At 68.0% G+C, this 15930-nt stretch carries 18 protein-coding genes; 13 read left to right on the forward strand and 5 right to left on the reverse strand.

The window, feature by feature from the left end; genetic code table 11:
* The 3 genes from ACNJ7E_RS16470 to ACNJ7E_RS16480 form a co-directional block, all read right to left on the reverse strand.
* Positions 1 to 506, reverse strand: a 506-nt coding sequence (locus ACNJ7E_RS16470) for a YceI family protein (RefSeq protein WP_418340457.1), incomplete at its 3' end; no start/stop codon positions are given.
* A gap of 123 nt (positions 507 to 629) precedes the next feature.
* Positions 630 to 1106, reverse strand: a complete 477-nt coding sequence (locus tag ACNJ7E_RS16475; RefSeq protein WP_280784816.1) for a carboxymuconolactone decarboxylase family protein — start codon at positions 1104 to 1106, stop codon at positions 630 to 632.
* A 17-nt stretch (positions 1107 to 1123) separates the two neighbouring features.
* Positions 1124 to 1585 carry a MarR family winged helix-turn-helix transcriptional regulator gene (locus tag ACNJ7E_RS16480; protein WP_009476979.1) on the reverse strand — a complete coding sequence of 154 codons (462 nt, stop codon included), beginning with the start codon at positions 1583 to 1585 and terminating at the stop codon, positions 1124 to 1126.
* A gap of 100 nt (positions 1586 to 1685) precedes the next feature.
* Between ACNJ7E_RS16480 and ACNJ7E_RS16485 the strand changes: the two genes are divergently transcribed.
* The 12 genes from ACNJ7E_RS16485 (at position 1686) to ACNJ7E_RS16540 (ending at position 13219) form a co-directional block, all read left to right on the forward strand.
* Positions 1686 to 2195 (forward strand): VOC family protein, encoded by a 510-nt coding sequence (locus ACNJ7E_RS16485; RefSeq protein WP_005256466.1) that lies wholly within the window; start codon positions 1686 to 1688, stop codon positions 2193 to 2195.
* 52 nt (positions 2196 to 2247) lie between these two features.
* On the forward strand, positions 2248 to 3036 hold the full coding sequence (locus tag ACNJ7E_RS16490; RefSeq protein ID WP_009476980.1) for a pirin family protein: 789 nt from the start codon (positions 2248 to 2250) through the stop codon (positions 3034 to 3036).
* A 145-nt stretch (positions 3037 to 3181) separates the two neighbouring features.
* On the forward strand, positions 3182 to 4126 hold the full coding sequence (locus ACNJ7E_RS16495) for an alpha/beta hydrolase fold domain-containing protein (protein WP_280784815.1): 945 nt from the start codon (positions 3182 to 3184) through the stop codon (positions 4124 to 4126).
* Entirely contained in the window at positions 4123 to 5193 is a 1071-nt protein-coding gene (locus ACNJ7E_RS16500) for a quercetin 2,3-dioxygenase (protein ID WP_418340461.1), read from the forward strand. The genes ACNJ7E_RS16495 and ACNJ7E_RS16500 overlap by 4 nt, the downstream gene beginning before the upstream one ends.
* Before the next feature lie 51 nt (positions 5194 to 5244).
* Positions 5245 to 5922 (forward strand): FadR/GntR family transcriptional regulator, encoded by a 678-nt coding sequence (locus tag ACNJ7E_RS16505; protein WP_005237792.1) that lies wholly within the window; start codon positions 5245 to 5247, stop codon positions 5920 to 5922.
* Between the two features lie 136 nt (positions 5923 to 6058).
* Positions 6059 to 7339 carry an MFS transporter gene (locus ACNJ7E_RS16510; RefSeq protein ID WP_418340462.1) on the forward strand — a complete coding sequence of 427 codons (1281 nt, stop codon included), beginning with the start codon at positions 6059 to 6061 and terminating at the stop codon, positions 7337 to 7339.
* Between the two features lie 41 nt (positions 7340 to 7380).
* Positions 7381 to 8226 carry a fumarylacetoacetate hydrolase family protein gene (locus tag ACNJ7E_RS16515; RefSeq protein ID WP_418340463.1) on the forward strand — a complete coding sequence of 282 codons (846 nt, stop codon included), beginning with the start codon at positions 7381 to 7383 and terminating at the stop codon, positions 8224 to 8226.
* A complete protein-coding gene (locus ACNJ7E_RS16520) occupies positions 8223 to 9857 on the forward strand; it encodes an FAD-dependent oxidoreductase (protein ID WP_418340464.1) in 1635 nt (544 codons plus the stop codon). The genes ACNJ7E_RS16515 and ACNJ7E_RS16520 overlap by 4 nt, the downstream gene beginning before the upstream one ends.
* 54 nt (positions 9858 to 9911) lie before the next feature.
* Positions 9912 to 11045, forward strand: coding sequence for a DUF3500 domain-containing protein (locus tag ACNJ7E_RS16525; RefSeq protein ID WP_418340465.1), 1134 nt, complete (start codon positions 9912 to 9914; stop codon positions 11043 to 11045).
* A gap of 159 nt (positions 11046 to 11204) precedes the next feature.
* The gene (locus tag ACNJ7E_RS16530; protein WP_105423210.1) at positions 11205 to 11789 is read left to right on the forward strand and encodes an Rv1733c family protein; all 585 of its coding nucleotides are present in this window, start codon (positions 11205 to 11207) and stop codon (positions 11787 to 11789) included.
* 148 nt (positions 11790 to 11937) lie between these two features.
* Entirely contained in the window at positions 11938 to 12138 is a 201-nt protein-coding gene (locus tag ACNJ7E_RS16535) for a hypothetical protein (protein ID WP_105423212.1), read from the forward strand.
* A gap of 142 nt (positions 12139 to 12280) precedes the next feature.
* The gene (locus ACNJ7E_RS16540; protein ID WP_280784809.1) at positions 12281 to 13219 is read left to right on the forward strand and encodes a peptidase associated/transthyretin-like domain-containing protein; all 939 of its coding nucleotides are present in this window, start codon (positions 12281 to 12283) and stop codon (positions 13217 to 13219) included.
* A 26-nt stretch (positions 13220 to 13245) separates the two neighbouring features.
* Here the strand turns inward: ACNJ7E_RS16540 and ACNJ7E_RS16545 are convergent, their stop codons facing one another.
* Both ACNJ7E_RS16545 and ACNJ7E_RS16550 read right to left on the reverse strand, forming a co-directional pair.
* Complete coding sequence (locus ACNJ7E_RS16545) at positions 13246 to 13851, reverse strand: Rv1733c family protein (RefSeq protein ID WP_280784808.1); 606 nt, start codon at positions 13849 to 13851, stop codon at positions 13246 to 13248.
* A 138-nt stretch (positions 13852 to 13989) separates the two neighbouring features.
* Positions 13990 to 14892, reverse strand: a complete 903-nt coding sequence (locus tag ACNJ7E_RS16550; RefSeq protein ID WP_105423218.1) for a LysR family transcriptional regulator — start codon at positions 14890 to 14892, stop codon at positions 13990 to 13992.
* A 74-nt stretch (positions 14893 to 14966) separates the two neighbouring features.
* Between ACNJ7E_RS16550 and ACNJ7E_RS16555 the strand changes: the two genes are divergently transcribed.
* Positions 14967 to 15923: a DMT family transporter gene (locus ACNJ7E_RS16555; protein WP_280784807.1), complete on the forward strand. Its 957-nt coding sequence runs from the start codon at positions 14967 to 14969 to the stop codon at positions 15921 to 15923.
* Positions 15924 to 15930 lie beyond the last annotated feature (7 nt).

Genomic DNA, 15930 nt, shown 5'->3' on the forward strand with positions numbered 1-15930 from the left:
CCGACGACGGCTCCGCCGCCTTCGAGGGGCATGTCGATGGTGATGCCGAAGTCCTTGCGGTTGAGGACGGTGGTGGCTTCGAAGCCGGCGACCGGGCCGTTGCCCATGCCGGGGTTGACGCCGTTGAACTCGAGGGCGAGCTCGACGGGGCGGGTGACGCCGTGGAGGGTGAATTCGCCTTCGACCACGTAGTCGTCGCCCTTGGCGCGGACCGCGGTGGAGGTGAAGGTGGCGGTGGGGTACTGCTCGGCGTCGAAGAAGTCGGCGGACTTGATGTGGGCGTCGCGGTCGGTGTTCTTGGTGTCGATGGACGCGACCTGGATTTCGGCGGTGACGGCGGCGGTGCCGTCCTCGGCGACGGTGATCGCGCCGGTGAAGTCGTTGAAGGTGCCGCGGACCTTGCTGACCATGAGGTGGCGGACGGAGAAGCCGACGGTGGAGTGGACGGTGTCGATGGCCCAGGTTCCGGCGGTGAGGTTGGGCAGGGTGGCGGTGGCGGTGGTCATGAAAACTCCTTGGGCTGTGGAACGGTCACTCGAAATCGAGGTAATTGAATCTGCAACTACTACGTTAGGCCGATGTCGTTGCGAAGTCAACTAAATTCTGCGAAAGGCTGGTGAACGGCGGTATTACTGCTTCGGCCGGACCGGATGGCGGCTGACGATGGAGATCCGGTTGAAGGCGTTCATGGTGACGGCGATCCAGCTCACCGTGGAGATCTCCTGCTCGGAGAGGAATCGCCGCGCGAACGCGTAGTCGGCCTCCTGGGTATGCGCGTCCGGGAGGGTCGTGATCGATTCGGCCAAGGTCAGCGCCGCGACCTCCCGGTCGGAGAACAGTGCCGTCTCCCGCCAGGCGGGCAGAACCGCGAGGCGCTGCTGAGTCTCGCCGGCCGCGAGCGCCGCGGCGACGTGAACGTCCAGGCAGTACGCGCAGCGGTTGATCTGGGAGACGCGCACGTTGATCAGCTCGACGAATCGCCGGTCCATCCCGACCTCGGTGGTCGCATGACGGACGGCCTTGGCGACGCCGATCTGCGCCTGATAGACGGCCGGACTCTGCTTGTCGATGTGGACGTACTCGTTCACGGGTGCCGTGCTGCTCATGGTCGACCTTTCCGGGCTCAGGGGTTTTCCAGCAGGTGGGTGCGCATTTCGCTGAAGTCGTGACCGAGGATGCCGACGTCGCGGGGGCTGAGCAGGTCGAACATGTTGCGGCGCACCTCCGCGACATGTCCGGGACTGGCGGCGGCGAGCTTCTCGGCTCCGGCGTCGGTCAGCTCGGCCAATGTTCCCCGCTTGTCGTCTTCGCATTCGACGCGGCGCACCCAGCCGGTGTCGACCAGCCTGCTGATGGCCCTGGTCACGCCGCTGCGGGTCGTGGTCACCGCGTCGGCGAGTTCGCGCATCCGGAGTTGCCGCTGCGGCGCCTCCGACAGCACGACGAGCAGTTCGAAGTCCGTGAACGAGATGCCGGCGTCGCGGGTGAGCTGTCGATCGAGCGCCTGCAGGAGTAGGCGGGTGGCGTCCAGGTAGGCGCGCCAGGTGTTCTGTTCGTCGGCGCTGAGCCATCGGGTCGGTTCCACAGCACCAGCATAGCCCAAGTAGTTGACAGCGCAACGACTTGCTGTAGCCTGAATTTAGTTGAAAGCGCAATCACTGCGCTCCGCGGAGAGGGGCAGGGCAATGAGCACCACAGACGAGCAGGAGCGTTCGCAGAGGTTCGCGGAGCAACGCGACCGGATCCGCGCCGAGCATCTGAAGCCGGTGGCGTCGAGGCCCGCGTCCTCGGCCCGCGGACTCCATCACACCGCGCTGATCAGCAGTGACGTCGAGCGCACCGTCCGGTTCTATCAAGACCTGCTCGAGTTTCCGCTCACCGAACTGATCGAGAACCGGGACTACGCCGGGTCGTCGCACTTCTTCTTCGACATCGGCAACGGCAACCTGCTGGCATTCTTCGACTTCCCGGGCCTCGACGTCGGCCCGTACCGGGAAGTGCTCGGCGGACTCCACCACATCGCGATCAGCGTCGAACCCGGCCGCTGGGACCACCTGCGCACGAAACTGATCGACGCCGGCGTGGAATTGGTCGAACACAGCGAGGTGTCGATGTACTTCCGCGACCCCGACGGTGCCCGCCTCGAACTCATCGCCGACCCGCTCGGCGAAATGTACGGCTCACACGTTCTGTGAGAACCCCGACTCTGAGAAGCCTGGCTCTGAGAAACCTGGAGAGGATTCGCTCATGACTGCCGCCATCACCCCACCCCGCATCGACGTCCGCCGAGCCGACGACCGGTTCAAGACCGACGCCGGCTGGCTGGATTCCAAGCATTCGTTCTCGTTCAGCAACCACTACGACCCGGCCAACACCCATCACGGGGTGCTCATGGTCAACAACGACGACATCGTCATCCCGGGTCAGGGCTTCGACACCCACCCCCACCAGGACATGGAGATCGTCACCTGGGTGCTCCAGGGTTCACTGGTGCACCAGGATTCGATGGGACACTCCGGCGTCATCTACCCCGGACTGGCCCAGCGCATGAGCGCCGGAACCGGAATCCTGCACTCGGAGAAGAACGACTCGTGGCGACTGGACGGCGTCACCGGTGAGCACGCCGACGAGCACACCGATCCGGTCCACTTCATCCAGATGTGGGTCGTGCCCGACGAAGCCGGCATCACACCCGGTTACGAGCAACTCGAGATCGACCACGAGTTGCTCGCCGGGGGACTGGTGCCCGTCGCATCGGGCATGCCGCACTACGCGGACCACTCGGCGATCCGGATCAAGAACAAGTACGCCGCAATGCACGTCGCACGTCTGCAGCCCGGGCAAGCGCCGATCACCCTGCCCGACGCCCCGTTCCTCCACGTGTTCGTCGCGCGCGGCGAAGCGTCGATGGAAGGCGTCGGCATCCTCGCCGAGGGTGACGCCGTCCGGCTCAGCGGTGGCGGCGGCCAACAGGTGACCACCGACACCGGTGCCGAGATCATCGTGTGGGAGATGCACGCGACGATCGCTGCATGACGCGAGCCGCGGGGCAGGTGCGGGTCTTCCGTTCGGGTTGCCGAAGCTGCTACTGTGCCCGACAGACAGTGACCTAAGGAAGGGCCTTACAACCGCGCAAGCGGCGACCCAGGCCCGGGTCCTGCATCCGAAGGAGTTCAGTCCCTTGGACACGGCTTCGACCGTCGTCCGCCGATCCACCGTCGAGTACGCCCCCGATCTGCTACTCGATCTCGTCCGTCCCGCCGAAGCAGGGCATCCCTTGCCTGCGATCGTGTGGGTGCACGGAGGTGGTTGGCGGCTTCAAGACCGCACTGCATGCCCAGATCTGGTGCAACACTTCGCACGGCACGGCTATGTCATGGTCAGCATCGACTACCGGCTCGCGCCCGGGACTTGCCACCCCGGCCAGCTCTTCGATGTCCGGCGGGCGGTGCGCTGGCTGCGTGCCAACGCCGCGGACCACGGCATCGACCCCGACCGGATCGGTGTGTGGGGATCGTCCGCCGGTGGGCACCTCGCCGCGTTGACCGGAGTGCATTCGGGCACAACACGATTGCCCGGGGAAGAACCCGCGTCCGTCGATAGTTCGGTGCAGGCCGTCGTCGACGGTTACGGGCCCGCCGACCTGCCCGGCCTCGTCGACCTCTCCGCGGAACGGGCACCGGGGGAGGACGATTCCCCGGAGGCATCATTGCTCGGCGGCGCGATCCGCGACCGACTGGACGCCGCGAGATCCGCGAGCCCCGCACTGCAGGTGGCGCCCGGAGCACCGCCGTTTCTGGTCATGCACGGTCTCGGCGACAACCTGGTGCCGTTCACGCAGAGTGTGGAGTTGTACGACGCGCTCGTCGCGCACGGCAACGAGGCCATTCTCTATCTGATCGAGGGATTCGGGCACGGGTTCTTCAACCCGGGCCACGTCCTCGAACTCGGCCCCGACCAGACCCTCGACCAAGGCCATCTCGAACGAGATCCGCAGGCGCCCGCCTCGACTCGCGCGGTGAGCGCCTTCGGTCGCGCACTGACCGAGAGGTACCCCTCCGCCTCGTTCGCCGCGGTCGAAGCCTTCTTCTCGCACACACTGAAACCAGGAATACCCACATCATGACTACTTTCGACATTCCCGTCCTCGACGAGGTCCACGCTGCCGCTCCGCAACTCGACACCCTCCCCGGCCGCTGCGTGCCCTACGCCATGGCCGCCGGTGAAGGCGAGCGCCACGAACTCGGCGGGCAACTGATCACCGTCATCGCCCGGCCGGAGGACACCGGCGGGCAATTCGGTGCCGCATATGTCTACGGCAGCAAGGGAACCGAGACGCCGTTCCTCGCCCACGATCGCGAGCACCGCTTCCTGTACGTCACCGACGGGCGGCTGCAGATCTGGTTGCCGAGCGAATCGCACCTGCTCGTGCCCGGTGACTCGGTCACCGTCCCGGCCGGGACGCCGTACGCCTACCGCATGCTCGCGCACCGGACGCGGTTCCTGAGCTGGCTCACCGTCGGCGACGGGCACCGGTGGTCGCAAGCCACCGGTCAGGCCACCTCATCGCACGTCTTCGACGCCGAGGCGGCGCCGATGTCGGACGCGCGGCAATCCGAACTCGCGGACCGGTTCGGTGTCCGGGTCCACGATCTCGAGAAGACGGACCTGCCTGCGGTGACCGGCACGGCGTTGCCCGCCGCGGAGTCCCCCTACGTGCTGCAGGCGGGCGAAGGCGACCGCTGGGCGAGTCTCGACCAGCTGAACACCTACCTCGCACGACCGCGGAACACCGGCGGAACGTTTTTCGCGATGCACACCATGGGCGGCAAGAGTGCGTACATTCCCCGTCACTTCCACCGTGAGCACACCGAGAACTTCTTCTGCATCGAGGGACGAATTCTCCTGCACGCCAACGGCCGGGAGATCATGCTGACCAAGGGTGATTTCCTCCATGCGCCGGCCGGAACGATCCACAGTTTCGCGTTCGACAGCCACAACACGCAGATGCTCGGCCTGCTGACCACTGGCGTGTTCGAGAAGTTCTTCGAGTACATGAACGTCCCGACGGACGCGCACGTCCACACCGAGGGCGGCGACATGCAGTTCCCGGCCGAAGGGTTCGCGCGGGCGCGTGCCGAGTTGGACCTCGAGGTCGTCGGCCCGCCGCCGGCACGAGGCGACGGTCGCTGAGACCCGTCCGGCGCGCACACGTCCGGAGCGGCCGAGCTCTACACTCGTGCCATGGCGATCCAGAGCACCGTCACCCGGGCAGAGTCCCTGGTCGCCCACATCCAGGACCGGATCGCCGCGGGTGAACTCGCGCCCGGTGATCGGGTGGGTACCCGCAAGGAACTCCAGGCGGAGTCGGGGATGGCCCGCGGAACGGTCATCGAGGCCGTCCGGCTCCTGCAGGATCGGGGAGTCATCACCGTCCGGCCCGGACCCGGCGGTGGCCTGTTCGTCGCCGAACCGTCCTCGGTGGTCCGGCTCGGCCGTACCCTGCTGACCGTCGAGGGCGACGCGGCGGGAGTCGCCGACGCCATCGCCGTCCGGGAAGAACTGGAACCCCTCGTGACGGAACTGGCCGCCCGTCACCGGACCGATGCCGACGTCGCCGACCTGCGGCAGGTGATGACCGTTCTCGAGGATTCGGCCGGCGACCCCGAGGCGTTCATCCGTGCCGTGTGGGATCTGCATCGCCGGATCGTGGCGATCGGCCCCAACCAGGTGTTGCGCGAAACCTATCTGAGCCTCGAAACCTACGTGGAGCAGCACGCGACGCGCGCGAGCCGTGAACGAAGCGCCACCAACAGCGAGTACTTCGCGCGACGGATCGACGTGCACCGCGCGCTGGTCGATGCCATCGAGTCCGGCGACCCGGCCCGAGCCCGCGCGGCCGCTCAGGCGCACGCTCACTGAGCAATCGCTTCTCGCAGCCCTTTCTCGGTTCCCGTGCTTGACAGTGGGCAGTGGTCTGTGGCTACCATCACACATAACGGTTATAACCGTTTATTGGAGGAGTTGATCCTCCCCCCACTGACCAGGAGTGTTCCGCATGAATTTCTCCACGTCCTCGCCCGGCGGCCGCGGCAGAGTGCTCGTGCCCGTCCTCTGCTGGGCTGCCCTCCTCAGCGACGGATACGACCTGTTCGTCTACGGCGCCACCCTGCCCGCCCTGATCGGCCACGCCCCCTGGTTCATCACCGCCGGGGCGGCAGGCACCGTGGGCAGCGCCGCCCTGGTCGGAGTCCTCATCGGCTCGCTGACCGCCGGCACGCTCACCGACATCCTGGGCCGCCGCCGCCTGTTCCTCGCGTGCCTGACGCTCTTCTCGACGGCAACCCTGGTCACCGCTATCGCCCCCACCTTCGAGATCTTCGCCGCCACCCGGCTGGTCGCCGGCCTGGGAATCGGCGGGTTGATGCCCACCGCCATCGCGATGGCGGCGGAGTTCGCGTCCCCGGCCTACCGGTCCCGGATCCTCGGCATGGTGCTCACCGGACCGGCGTTCGGCGGCGTCCTCGCATCGACGGCGTCCCTGCTGCTGCTCGAGGAGTTCGGGTTCCGTCCGGTCTACGCACTCGGTGCGGTTCCGCTGATCACGTTGCTGCCGTTGGCGTTCGCGTTTCTGCCGGAGTCGCGGGCGTTCGTCGCCGAACGATCCTCCGAGGACCGGGCGTCGAAGTCGCCGGTCGCCAAACTCTTCGGTGACGGGATGGGGCGGGCCACGGTCGGTATCTGGTTCGTCGCGATCTGCAGCATGCTCACCATGTTCGGGGTGACCACCTGGCTGCCGCAGATCATGCGCAATGCCGGTTACCCGATCGGTTCGGCGGTGACGTTCCTGCTCGTCTACAGCGCCGGCGCCATCGTCGGAACGCTGCTCGCCTCCGTGCTGGCCGAACGGTTCGGTCCGAAGCCGCTGGTCCTGGCCGGGTTCTCCACTGCCGCGGTCTCTCTCGCGCTGCTGGGCACGCACCCGCCGACCGCCGTCCTGATGCTGCTGGTGGCGTTGGCCGGATTCGGCGGCCTCGGCACCCAGAACATGCTCAACGATCACATCGCGACGTTCTACCCGGCCCGATTCAGGGCAACCGGGCTCGGATGGGCGCTCGGAATCGGCCGGGCGGGCGCGATCGCGGGCCCCACCTACGGCGCGTTCTTCGTCGCCGGTGGCGGTGCCGTCATCGTCAGCTCACTGGCATTCGCCGTGCCCGCGCTGATCGGCGGCGTCGTGATGGCCACCCTCCCGCGACGCCCCCGCACCACCACCCCCGCCGACGCGGACAACCACCTCGAAGCGGCCACCGCGCGAAGTACCGAAGTTTCCCGCTAGAACTCGCCACCGAACGGTGGCGGACGAAAAGGATGAAATAGATGAAGATTGTCGGCTATCGCAAGAAGGATCAGGACGCCGTGACCGTGGGTGTCCTCCGTGACGGCTTCGTTCGACCGCTCGCCACACTCGAGGAATTCTGGAGCGACGCCGCCGGGTGGGTGGCACGAGCGGAACACCTCGAATCGCCCGAGATCGACGTCACGCTCGTCAGCGTGGTGCCGCCGGTGCCCGACTCCGCCCGCGTCATCTGCGTCGGCCTCAACTACAAGGCCCACGCCGCCGAGGGCGGCTTCACCCCGCCGCCCTACCCCACGCTGTTCGGGCGGTGGACCCCGTCGCTGAGCGTCGACGGAGCCCCGACACCGGTACCGGCCAACGAGGCGGGCCTCGACTGGGAGGGTGAGGTGGCCGCGTTCATCGGCACCCGGCTCGAAAGCGTCGACGCGGCCACCGGCCAGGCCGGGGTGCTCGGCTACGCCTGCTTCAACGACCTCACCGCCCGCAAGGCGCAGAAACTGACCGCGCAATGGACGCTCGGCAAGAACGGCGACCGGTCCGGCCCCCTCGGCCCGCTGGTTCCCGCCGGTGAGGTCGGGGATCTGTCCGACGGTCTGCGGGTGCAGACCCGCGTCAACGGAACGGTCGTGCAGGACGGCAACACCCGGGACCTGATCTTCTCGGTCGGCGAGATCATCGCCCTCATCAGCGAGACGTTCACCCTGCACCCCGGCGACATCATCGCCACCGGCACCCCGGAGGGCGTCGGCTACGTGCGCAACCCACCGTGGCTGCTCGGGCCCGGCGATATCGTCGAGGTGGAGATCGACAAGCTCGGCGTCCTGCGGACCCCGATCGTCGATGCCAGCGGAAGGAAGGGCGCATGACCGACGTCGCGTCCGGTGTCGACCGGACACCGGTACTGATCGCGGGCGGCGGGCCGTCCGGGCTCGCGGCCGCGCTCGAGCTGGCCCACCACAGGGTGGCAAGCCTGGTCGTCGAACCGAGGGTCGACGTCGACGCCGAACGCCCGCGCGCCAAGACCACCAACGCCCGCACCATGACGCACCTGCGGCGGTGGGGACTGGCCGACGAGGTGCGTGCCGCGTCGCCCCTTCCCGTCGAGTGGGCGCAGGACATCGTGTTCTGCTCGACTCTGCTGGGCCACGAGATCACCCGGTTCGAGAACGGCTTCCAGCTCGACGTCGCCACCCCGACGCTGGCGCCCGAACGCGGCCAGCAGGCACCACAACCTGTTGTGGAGACCGTGCTTCGGGAGGCGGTGCAGCGCAGCGAATTCGCCACCCTGCAGCTCGGGGCGCGGGTCACGTCGCTCGAGGAACTCCCCGACGGCACCGTCCGTGCCACGGTGGAGGGTCCGGGGCAGACCCGAACGGTCGTGGCGGACTACGTCCTCGGGTGCGACGGCGGCGCGAGCATCGTGCGCGAGTCCATCGGCGCCCGGTTCGAGGGTACGTCCGGCGAGCGCCCCAATCTCAGCATCCTGTTCCGTGCGCCGGGCCTGGCCGAGCGGGTGCCGTTCGACGGTGCCGTCCACCACTGGGTGATGGCGCCCGGGGCAGCGGGCATCGTGGGCCGGCTCGACCTGTCGGACACCTGGTGGGCGATCGTGCAGGGCGTCGACGTCCGGGACGAGGAGGTCGACGCCACCGCGCTCGTGCACCGCCTCATCGGAGAGCCGGTCCCGGTCGAGATCATCGCCACCGACCCGTGGGTGGCACGAATGTTGCTGTCCGACAGCTACCGCAAGGGCCGGGTGTTCGTCGTCGGCGACGCCGCGCATCTCAATCCGCCGTGGGGCGGGCACGGGTACAACACGTGCATCGGTGACGCCGTCAACGTCGCGTGGAAGATCGCGGCGACGCTGCGCGGCTGGGCCGGGCCGCAGCTGCTCGACAGTTACGAAGCCGAACGCCGGCCCGTCGCCGCCCGCACCATCGCCGAAGCCGGAGCGCAGGAAAAGGCTCTCGCGCATCACTTCTCCACCGTCGAGATCGGTCAGGACGGCCCCGCGGCAGATGAGGCGCGACGTCGCACCGCTGAGGCGCTCACCGTGAAGAAGAGCGAATTCCACTCGCTCGGACTCGTTCTCGGCTACGCCTACACCGACTCGCCCGTCATCGTGCCCGACGGTTCGACGCCGCCGGCGGAAGATCCCGTGGAGTACGTGCCCACCGCGTGCCCCGGAGCGCTACTGCCGCACGCGTGGTTGGGAGCCGGCCGTTCGCTCTACGACGTTCTCGGCCCGGAGTACACCCTCGTCGTGCTGGACGACGTGGGATCCTCGCGGCACACCGCCGAACTCGAACCGCTGACGGCGAAGGCCGCGGAACTCGGTGTCCCTCTGACGGTGCTGCGATTGTCCGACACCGGGGGATCTCTGGGCAGTCTCCTCGGCGCCCCCTTCGTCCTCGTCCGACCCGACCAGCACGTGGCGTGGCGGGGCGGCGACCTCGCGAGCGCCGAGAAGGCGATCGACATCGCGGCGGGATGGTGAGAACACCTCCCCTCGCCGGACGCTCCACCTCCACACTCGAGAAGGAAGATTCACGTGTCTGCTCTCCATGAGGCGCCTCGGACGGCGACCAAGCTGCTCGTGACCGCCATGGGTTTGATCGATACGTTCGACCCCCGGCAACGGGCGACCGCGATCATCGACGACTTCGACGACCCGCGGCGGTTGAACTGGGACATCATCCCCAAACCGGACCGCACCGGCATCCCGCTGCACCAGCTGGACCGTCACCAGAAGGTGCTGGTGTGGGATCTGATCCGGATCGCGGTGCCGTTGCGCACCTTCACGAAGGTGCTCTCGATCCCGCAACTCGAGCACGTCCTCCGGGACTACGAGCAGGACTTCCTCGGACCGGCACTGCAGACGTGGCGCACCTCGGATTCGTACTTCCTGACGTTCTTCGGCCGCCCGGGCTTCGAGGACACCTGGACGCTGCGTTTCCTCGGTCACCACGTCTGCCTCAACCTGACGATCGTCGACGAGCGGTGGATCTCCGCCACCCCGGTCGCGTTGGGCGCGCAGCCCACCGAGTACGACGGGGTGCTCAAACCCCTCGCCGACGACGAGGGCCTGGCCTTCGACCTGCTGGCCTCCCTGGACGACGAGCAGCGCGGCCTCGCCGTCATCCACGACGTCGCGCCGGCCGACTTCGTGACCCGGCAGGTGCCGCGGATCGGGGCCTACGAATACCCGGACCACTACGACCTCGGCATGCCCGGGTACACCATCACCGACGCCGACCGGGTCGCCCTGAAGTTCGTCCGCGATCGGCCGTCCGGGATCAGCGGGGCGAAGTTGTCCGGTGACCAGCAGCACGCACTGCTGGGGATCGTGGACTGCTATCTCGAGCGACTGCCCGAGGAAGCCGGCGACCGGCACCGGCAGGCGCTGCGGGAGGGCGGCATCGACCGGGTTTTCTTCGCGTGGGCCGGTGCGCAGAAGCGCGGCGCACCGCACTACTTCCGCGTCCACACCGACCGGTACCTCATCGAGGCGGTCAACGCCGTCGGCGGCGGGAACCACCTGCACACCGTGCTGCGGGACTTCGACAACGACTTCGGACACGACCTGCTAGCACTCCACGCCGGGACCGACTCGAAGTGGGGCGGCGGGCACCTGAGCAGCCGGACGGTGTCCAGCGAACAGTCCGATCCGCACCTCGAAACCTGAGTGCCGCTCGGCCCCGCACAGCGCTGAGCGGGGCCGACTCCGGTCTGCCCGCGGAGTGTGAGACTCGTCAAGTTTGTCCATTTCGGTTTCCCTGTTGCCTGATCAGTGGCGACACTGGTGAAGCTGACATTTAACGTGGACGAAACAATGAGGTGGATTGTGTTGGGGCGCTCGAAGGCAACCGTGGTGTACTCGGTGTCGGGTCGACCGTCCAACCCGTTCGCGCGACCGGTCGATCGTTTCGCGGCCACCCTGAAATCCGTCATCGTCACCCTCGCGGGTCTCGCGATCGTGCTCGCCGCCGTGATCGGCACCTGGGAGTACCACCAGGAGAGTGCGCGGGCCGCGCAACAACGCGCCACCACGACCCTCGTCGAGGCCGTCACCAACGCCGACGCCCCGATCACCCTGTCGCCCCGCGGCTCGGTCCGGACCACCCCGATGGTGAAGGCGACGTGGGCCTGGGGCTCCGAGTCCCGCACCGACAGCATCGAGGTCCCCTCGGGGACTCCGGCGGGCACGTCGAAGACCATCGCCGTCGGCGACGACGGAAGCTGGGCCGGCCCGCGGATCACGACCTCCGACGTCGTCAGCGCCGCGGTCGCGGCAGTGCTCATCACCCTCGCCGCGAGCGCGCTGCTCCTGGGTGCGGTGTGGGCGATGTTCTCCCGCGCGGTCGAACGCCGCCGCCAGCAGTACTGGGACGAGAGCATCCGCAGGCTGTTCGCGACCTACAGTCGCTGATCCTCCCGCAGGCCGGTTCGACAGGCCTCGTACCTCACCTCGGACGGATCCGAATCCGCTTCGGACGACACCCGGTCGCGCTGTCCCGTGTCGGTTTCGGTGGCCTCACTCCGGGCTATTCAGGTGATGCCGAGGAAAGGTGGGAGCCATGTCCGACCGGGATGCTTCTATATTCGAAAGCGAGCGCGAGCTCGACGAAGAGTCCGTCCGTAAGGCGCAGCGGACCGTCGCCCACCACTCGATCGATGCCGACGACTGCCGGATGCTGCTCGCTGCCCTCGGCATCCCCCTCGTGCGTGACCTCGAGAACGAATCATTCTCCGGCACGGCCGGCGCCGAATCTCTCTGACCGACGCGTCTCGCGAGGCGGCCCCACGCGACCGCTGCTGGGCGACAGGCGTTCACAGCGACTCCACAGCGAAGCTCGAGGGTGCCCGCACCGGCGACCGCTTGTATGGGATGTAACCGGAACAGCCCATGGAGAGGTCCTCATGACGAACAGCCCGCGTCACCACGCCGACGAAGTGCACGAGCACGATCGCGGCCTCAGCCACGACCTGAAATCGATGTTGTCGCGTCGCCGCGCACTGTTCGTGTTCGGCGCGGCGGGGGCGACCGCGCTCGCGGCGTGCTCGTCGGCGGGATCGACGGCGACGTCGTCCTCGTCGTCGACAGGGGCGGCCGCGACCGCGGCGGAGACGGTGAGCGACGGCACGTGCGTGGCGGCGGCGCCGCAGGAAACGGCCGGACCGTATCCCGGCGACGGGTCCAACGGCCCGAACGTGCTGGTCGAGTCGGGGATCGTCCGGCAGGACATTCGCAGCAGCTTCGGCGCGTACTCCGGGACGGCGGAGGGTGTCGCGACGACCATCGAACTGAACCTGCAGGATCTGACGAAGGACTGCGCGGCCGGCGCGGGAATGGCCGTCTACCTGTGGCACTGCGACCGGGACGGCGAGTACTCGCTCTACGGTCAGGGCATCACCGAGCAGAACTACCTGCGCGGCGTTCAGGTGGCGGACTCCGCCGGCACGGTGTCGTTCACGTCGATCTTCCCGGCCTGCTACTCGGGACGCTGGCCGCACATTCACTTCGAGGTGTTCGACTCACTGGAATCTGCGGTGGCGGGCGAGGACGCCCGGTTGACGTCGCAGATCGCAGTGCCGCAGGACGCGTGCACCACCGTCTTCGCCTACGACAGCGGCTACGCGAACAGTGTCGGCAACCTGTCGAAGGTCTCCCTGGACTCGGACAACGTGTTCGGGGACGGCTGGGATGCCGAGTTGGCCACCGTGTCGGGACAACCCGCCACCGGTATGACGATCTCGATCACGATCGGTGTCGCCGAGAAGTCGGCGAACACGCAGTCCGCGCCGAGCGGTCCCGGTGAGGGTGGCGGGCAGCCGCCGAACGGGGCACCCGGCCGGTAGCCGTCGCGGCTCGGTTCCGTCGTCCGTCAGCTGACGTGCCACCCGGGTGGTCGGTCGAGTTCGTTCCATTCGCGGGTCAGCTGAGCCTGCTGGCGGCGGGACGCGACCCAGTGGACGACGAGGAAGAGGAGGCAGTACCCGCCGGTCGCGGTCACCCAGATCCCGCACGCGACGCTCACCGCCGTGGCGGCGTTCTGCGAACCGGTCTCCGGCGCCGGGACGAGATCGCCGTTCGGGTCGAGCCAGACGGTGACGGTCTGGCCGGCCTTCGCGGCCGATTCGGTGGGAACGTCGGCGGTGTGTGTCTGCCCGTTCGCCGACCACTGCACCCGTGCGTGGGCTTGATACTGGGGTGCGGCCGGCAGGGGTTCTCCCGTGGTCCCGGTGCGGGAATCCTCGACGAGCCTGGCGGGTGTCGGGTGCTGGGTGGCGAGTTCGGCCTGCGTCTGCTGGTCGAGCCGTGAGTACGTCTCGGTTCCGTAGGCCGCGGCCAGTGGAATCATCATGAGCACGAAGAACACCCCGATGAGGACCATCGCGGAGCGGAGCCGGTCGCACCCCCGCATGAGCGGGTTGCGGCTCCATGGACCCAGACGCCACAGCCGTGTCGGCGCTGCACACGTTTCGCTCATCGCGCACCTCCGGGTGGTTGCCCACCACCATTGTGCAACCGAAACGCCTGCACGTGTAGGGCCTTCTGGCAGGTGTTCGTGCGCGGCCGGTGTGGCCGCGTCAGACCTGTCGCGAAAGGTCGGGCGACGGGGGAGCTGTCACGCGCCGATTCCGGCGAAGGCTTCGGTCAGTGCCTCGATCCCGGCCCTGACCGTCGGGCGGTCGTTGTCGGCGCGGCGGAGTGCGTAGATCTCGCGTTCGAGTGTGGGACGCACGGGGACGATCGCCACGTTGTCCGGCACCCAGACGCGGGCCAGACGCGGCACGAGTGCGGCGGCGAGACCGTGCGCGACGAATTCGAGTTGCGCCGCGAATTCGGGCACTTCGTACCTGATATCCGGTTCGACGCCGCGGTTGCGCAACGTCTGCACCAGCCAGGTGTGGTACACCGCGCCCTTCTTCCACGTGGTCCACGGCATGTCCGCGATCTCGTCGAGATCGACGTGATCGCGGGACGCCAGCGGATGGTCCCGGGACAGTGCGACGTCGGCGGAGTCGCGGTGCACCAGGGTGTGCACTGCGTCCTCGGGCAGGTGCAGTGGCATCGTGACCCAGCTGTCGACGACGGCGAGGTCGAGTTCCCGGCGCACGATCGCGGGTATGAGGTCCTCGGTCTCGCCGGCGAAGAAGCTGACCGCGAGCTGCGGGTGACGCCTGCGCAGCGTCGCCACGGCAGTCGGCACGACGACTCTGCCTGCGGAGGAGAAAGACCCGATTCGCAGTTCTCCCACCACGTCGCGGTCGAGGGAGACGACTTCGGATTCGGCCTGCGCCAGAAGCGATATCACTTCCTGCCCGCGACGGGCCAGGAGCCGGCCCGCATCGGTGAGCTGGACGCCGCGGCCCGCGGGCACCAGGAGCCGGACGCCGACCTCCCGTTCGAACTTGCCGAGTTGCTGCGACACCCCGGACGGCGTCACGTGCAGGGCGCGGGCTGCGGCGCCGATCGATCCGTGTTCGGCGACAGCGCACAGCGCGCGAAGGCGATCGACGCTCAACATAGTAGTAATACTACTGCTTTCATGACACGACTATTCACTTGTTGTAATGGTTGGGGCCTCGGAGAATTCTCGGTGTGACTACCGCCCTCCGTTTGCGTCCCCGTGCCCTCGTCAGCCCCTCCTTCAGCGTCGCGTCCGTGGATCCGCGACTGCTGGTGCTCGCGGGTGCGGTGGCGACTTCGCTGACCGGCAGTCTCATCAAGCTGTCCGGGGTGGAGCCGGCCACGTCGACGTTCTTCCGGTGTGTGCTGGCGCTGCCCATCCTCGGTCTTCTTGCGCTGCAGGAGTTTCGGCGGTACGGCGGGATTCCGCGTCGGGTGATCGGTGCCCAGGTGCTCGGCGGCATGATGCTCGGCGTCGACTTCGCGCTGTGGGCGCGATCGATCCACCTGATCGGCGCCGGAATCTCCACCGTCGTCGTCAACGTGCAAGTCGTCGTCGTGCCACTGCTCGCGTGGGTCTTCTTCCGTGCGCGGGTGCCGGTCCGGTTCGTCGTGGCGGTTCCCTTCCTGTTCGCCGGTGTGGCTCTCGCCGGCGGAATCCTCGGCGGCAGCGGCGACGGCGATCAGCTGTTCCTCGGAACTCTGCTGTCGCTGGCGGCGGGCGTGGCCTACGGGATCTACATCTTCGTCATCGGCCGCGCCGGGTCTGCACACCGGGCGTCGTCGCAGGTGTTCGTGTCGACGATCGCCGCGGGAGTCGTCGGGACCGCAGTGGGATCGCTGTGGGGAACGGTGGACCTCACGCCGGGATGGCCCGCGCTGGGATGGCTGGCGACGCTGTCGCTGAGCAGTCAGGTGCTCGGCTGGGTTCTCATCGGATTCGCCCTGCCGCGGCTCGCCGCCGAGGTGGGCGCCACGTTGCTGCTGCTCCAGCCGGTGCTGGCGATGCTGTTCTCCATCGCGATCGTGCACGAGCGTCCCAGCATCGGGCAGTTCGCCGGCTGCGCACTCGTCGTCGCAGCGGTGTGGGTGGTCACGCACGTGAAGGCGGCGGACCGGCGTCCGGTGACCGCGCGAATCGCCGAATGACGCAGGG

Origin of the sequence: Rhodococcus mengyinensis (assembly GCF_048381435.1) — a bacterium.
Classification (GTDB): Bacteria; Actinomycetota; Actinomycetes; order Mycobacteriales; family Mycobacteriaceae; genus Rhodococcus_F; species Rhodococcus_F opacus_D.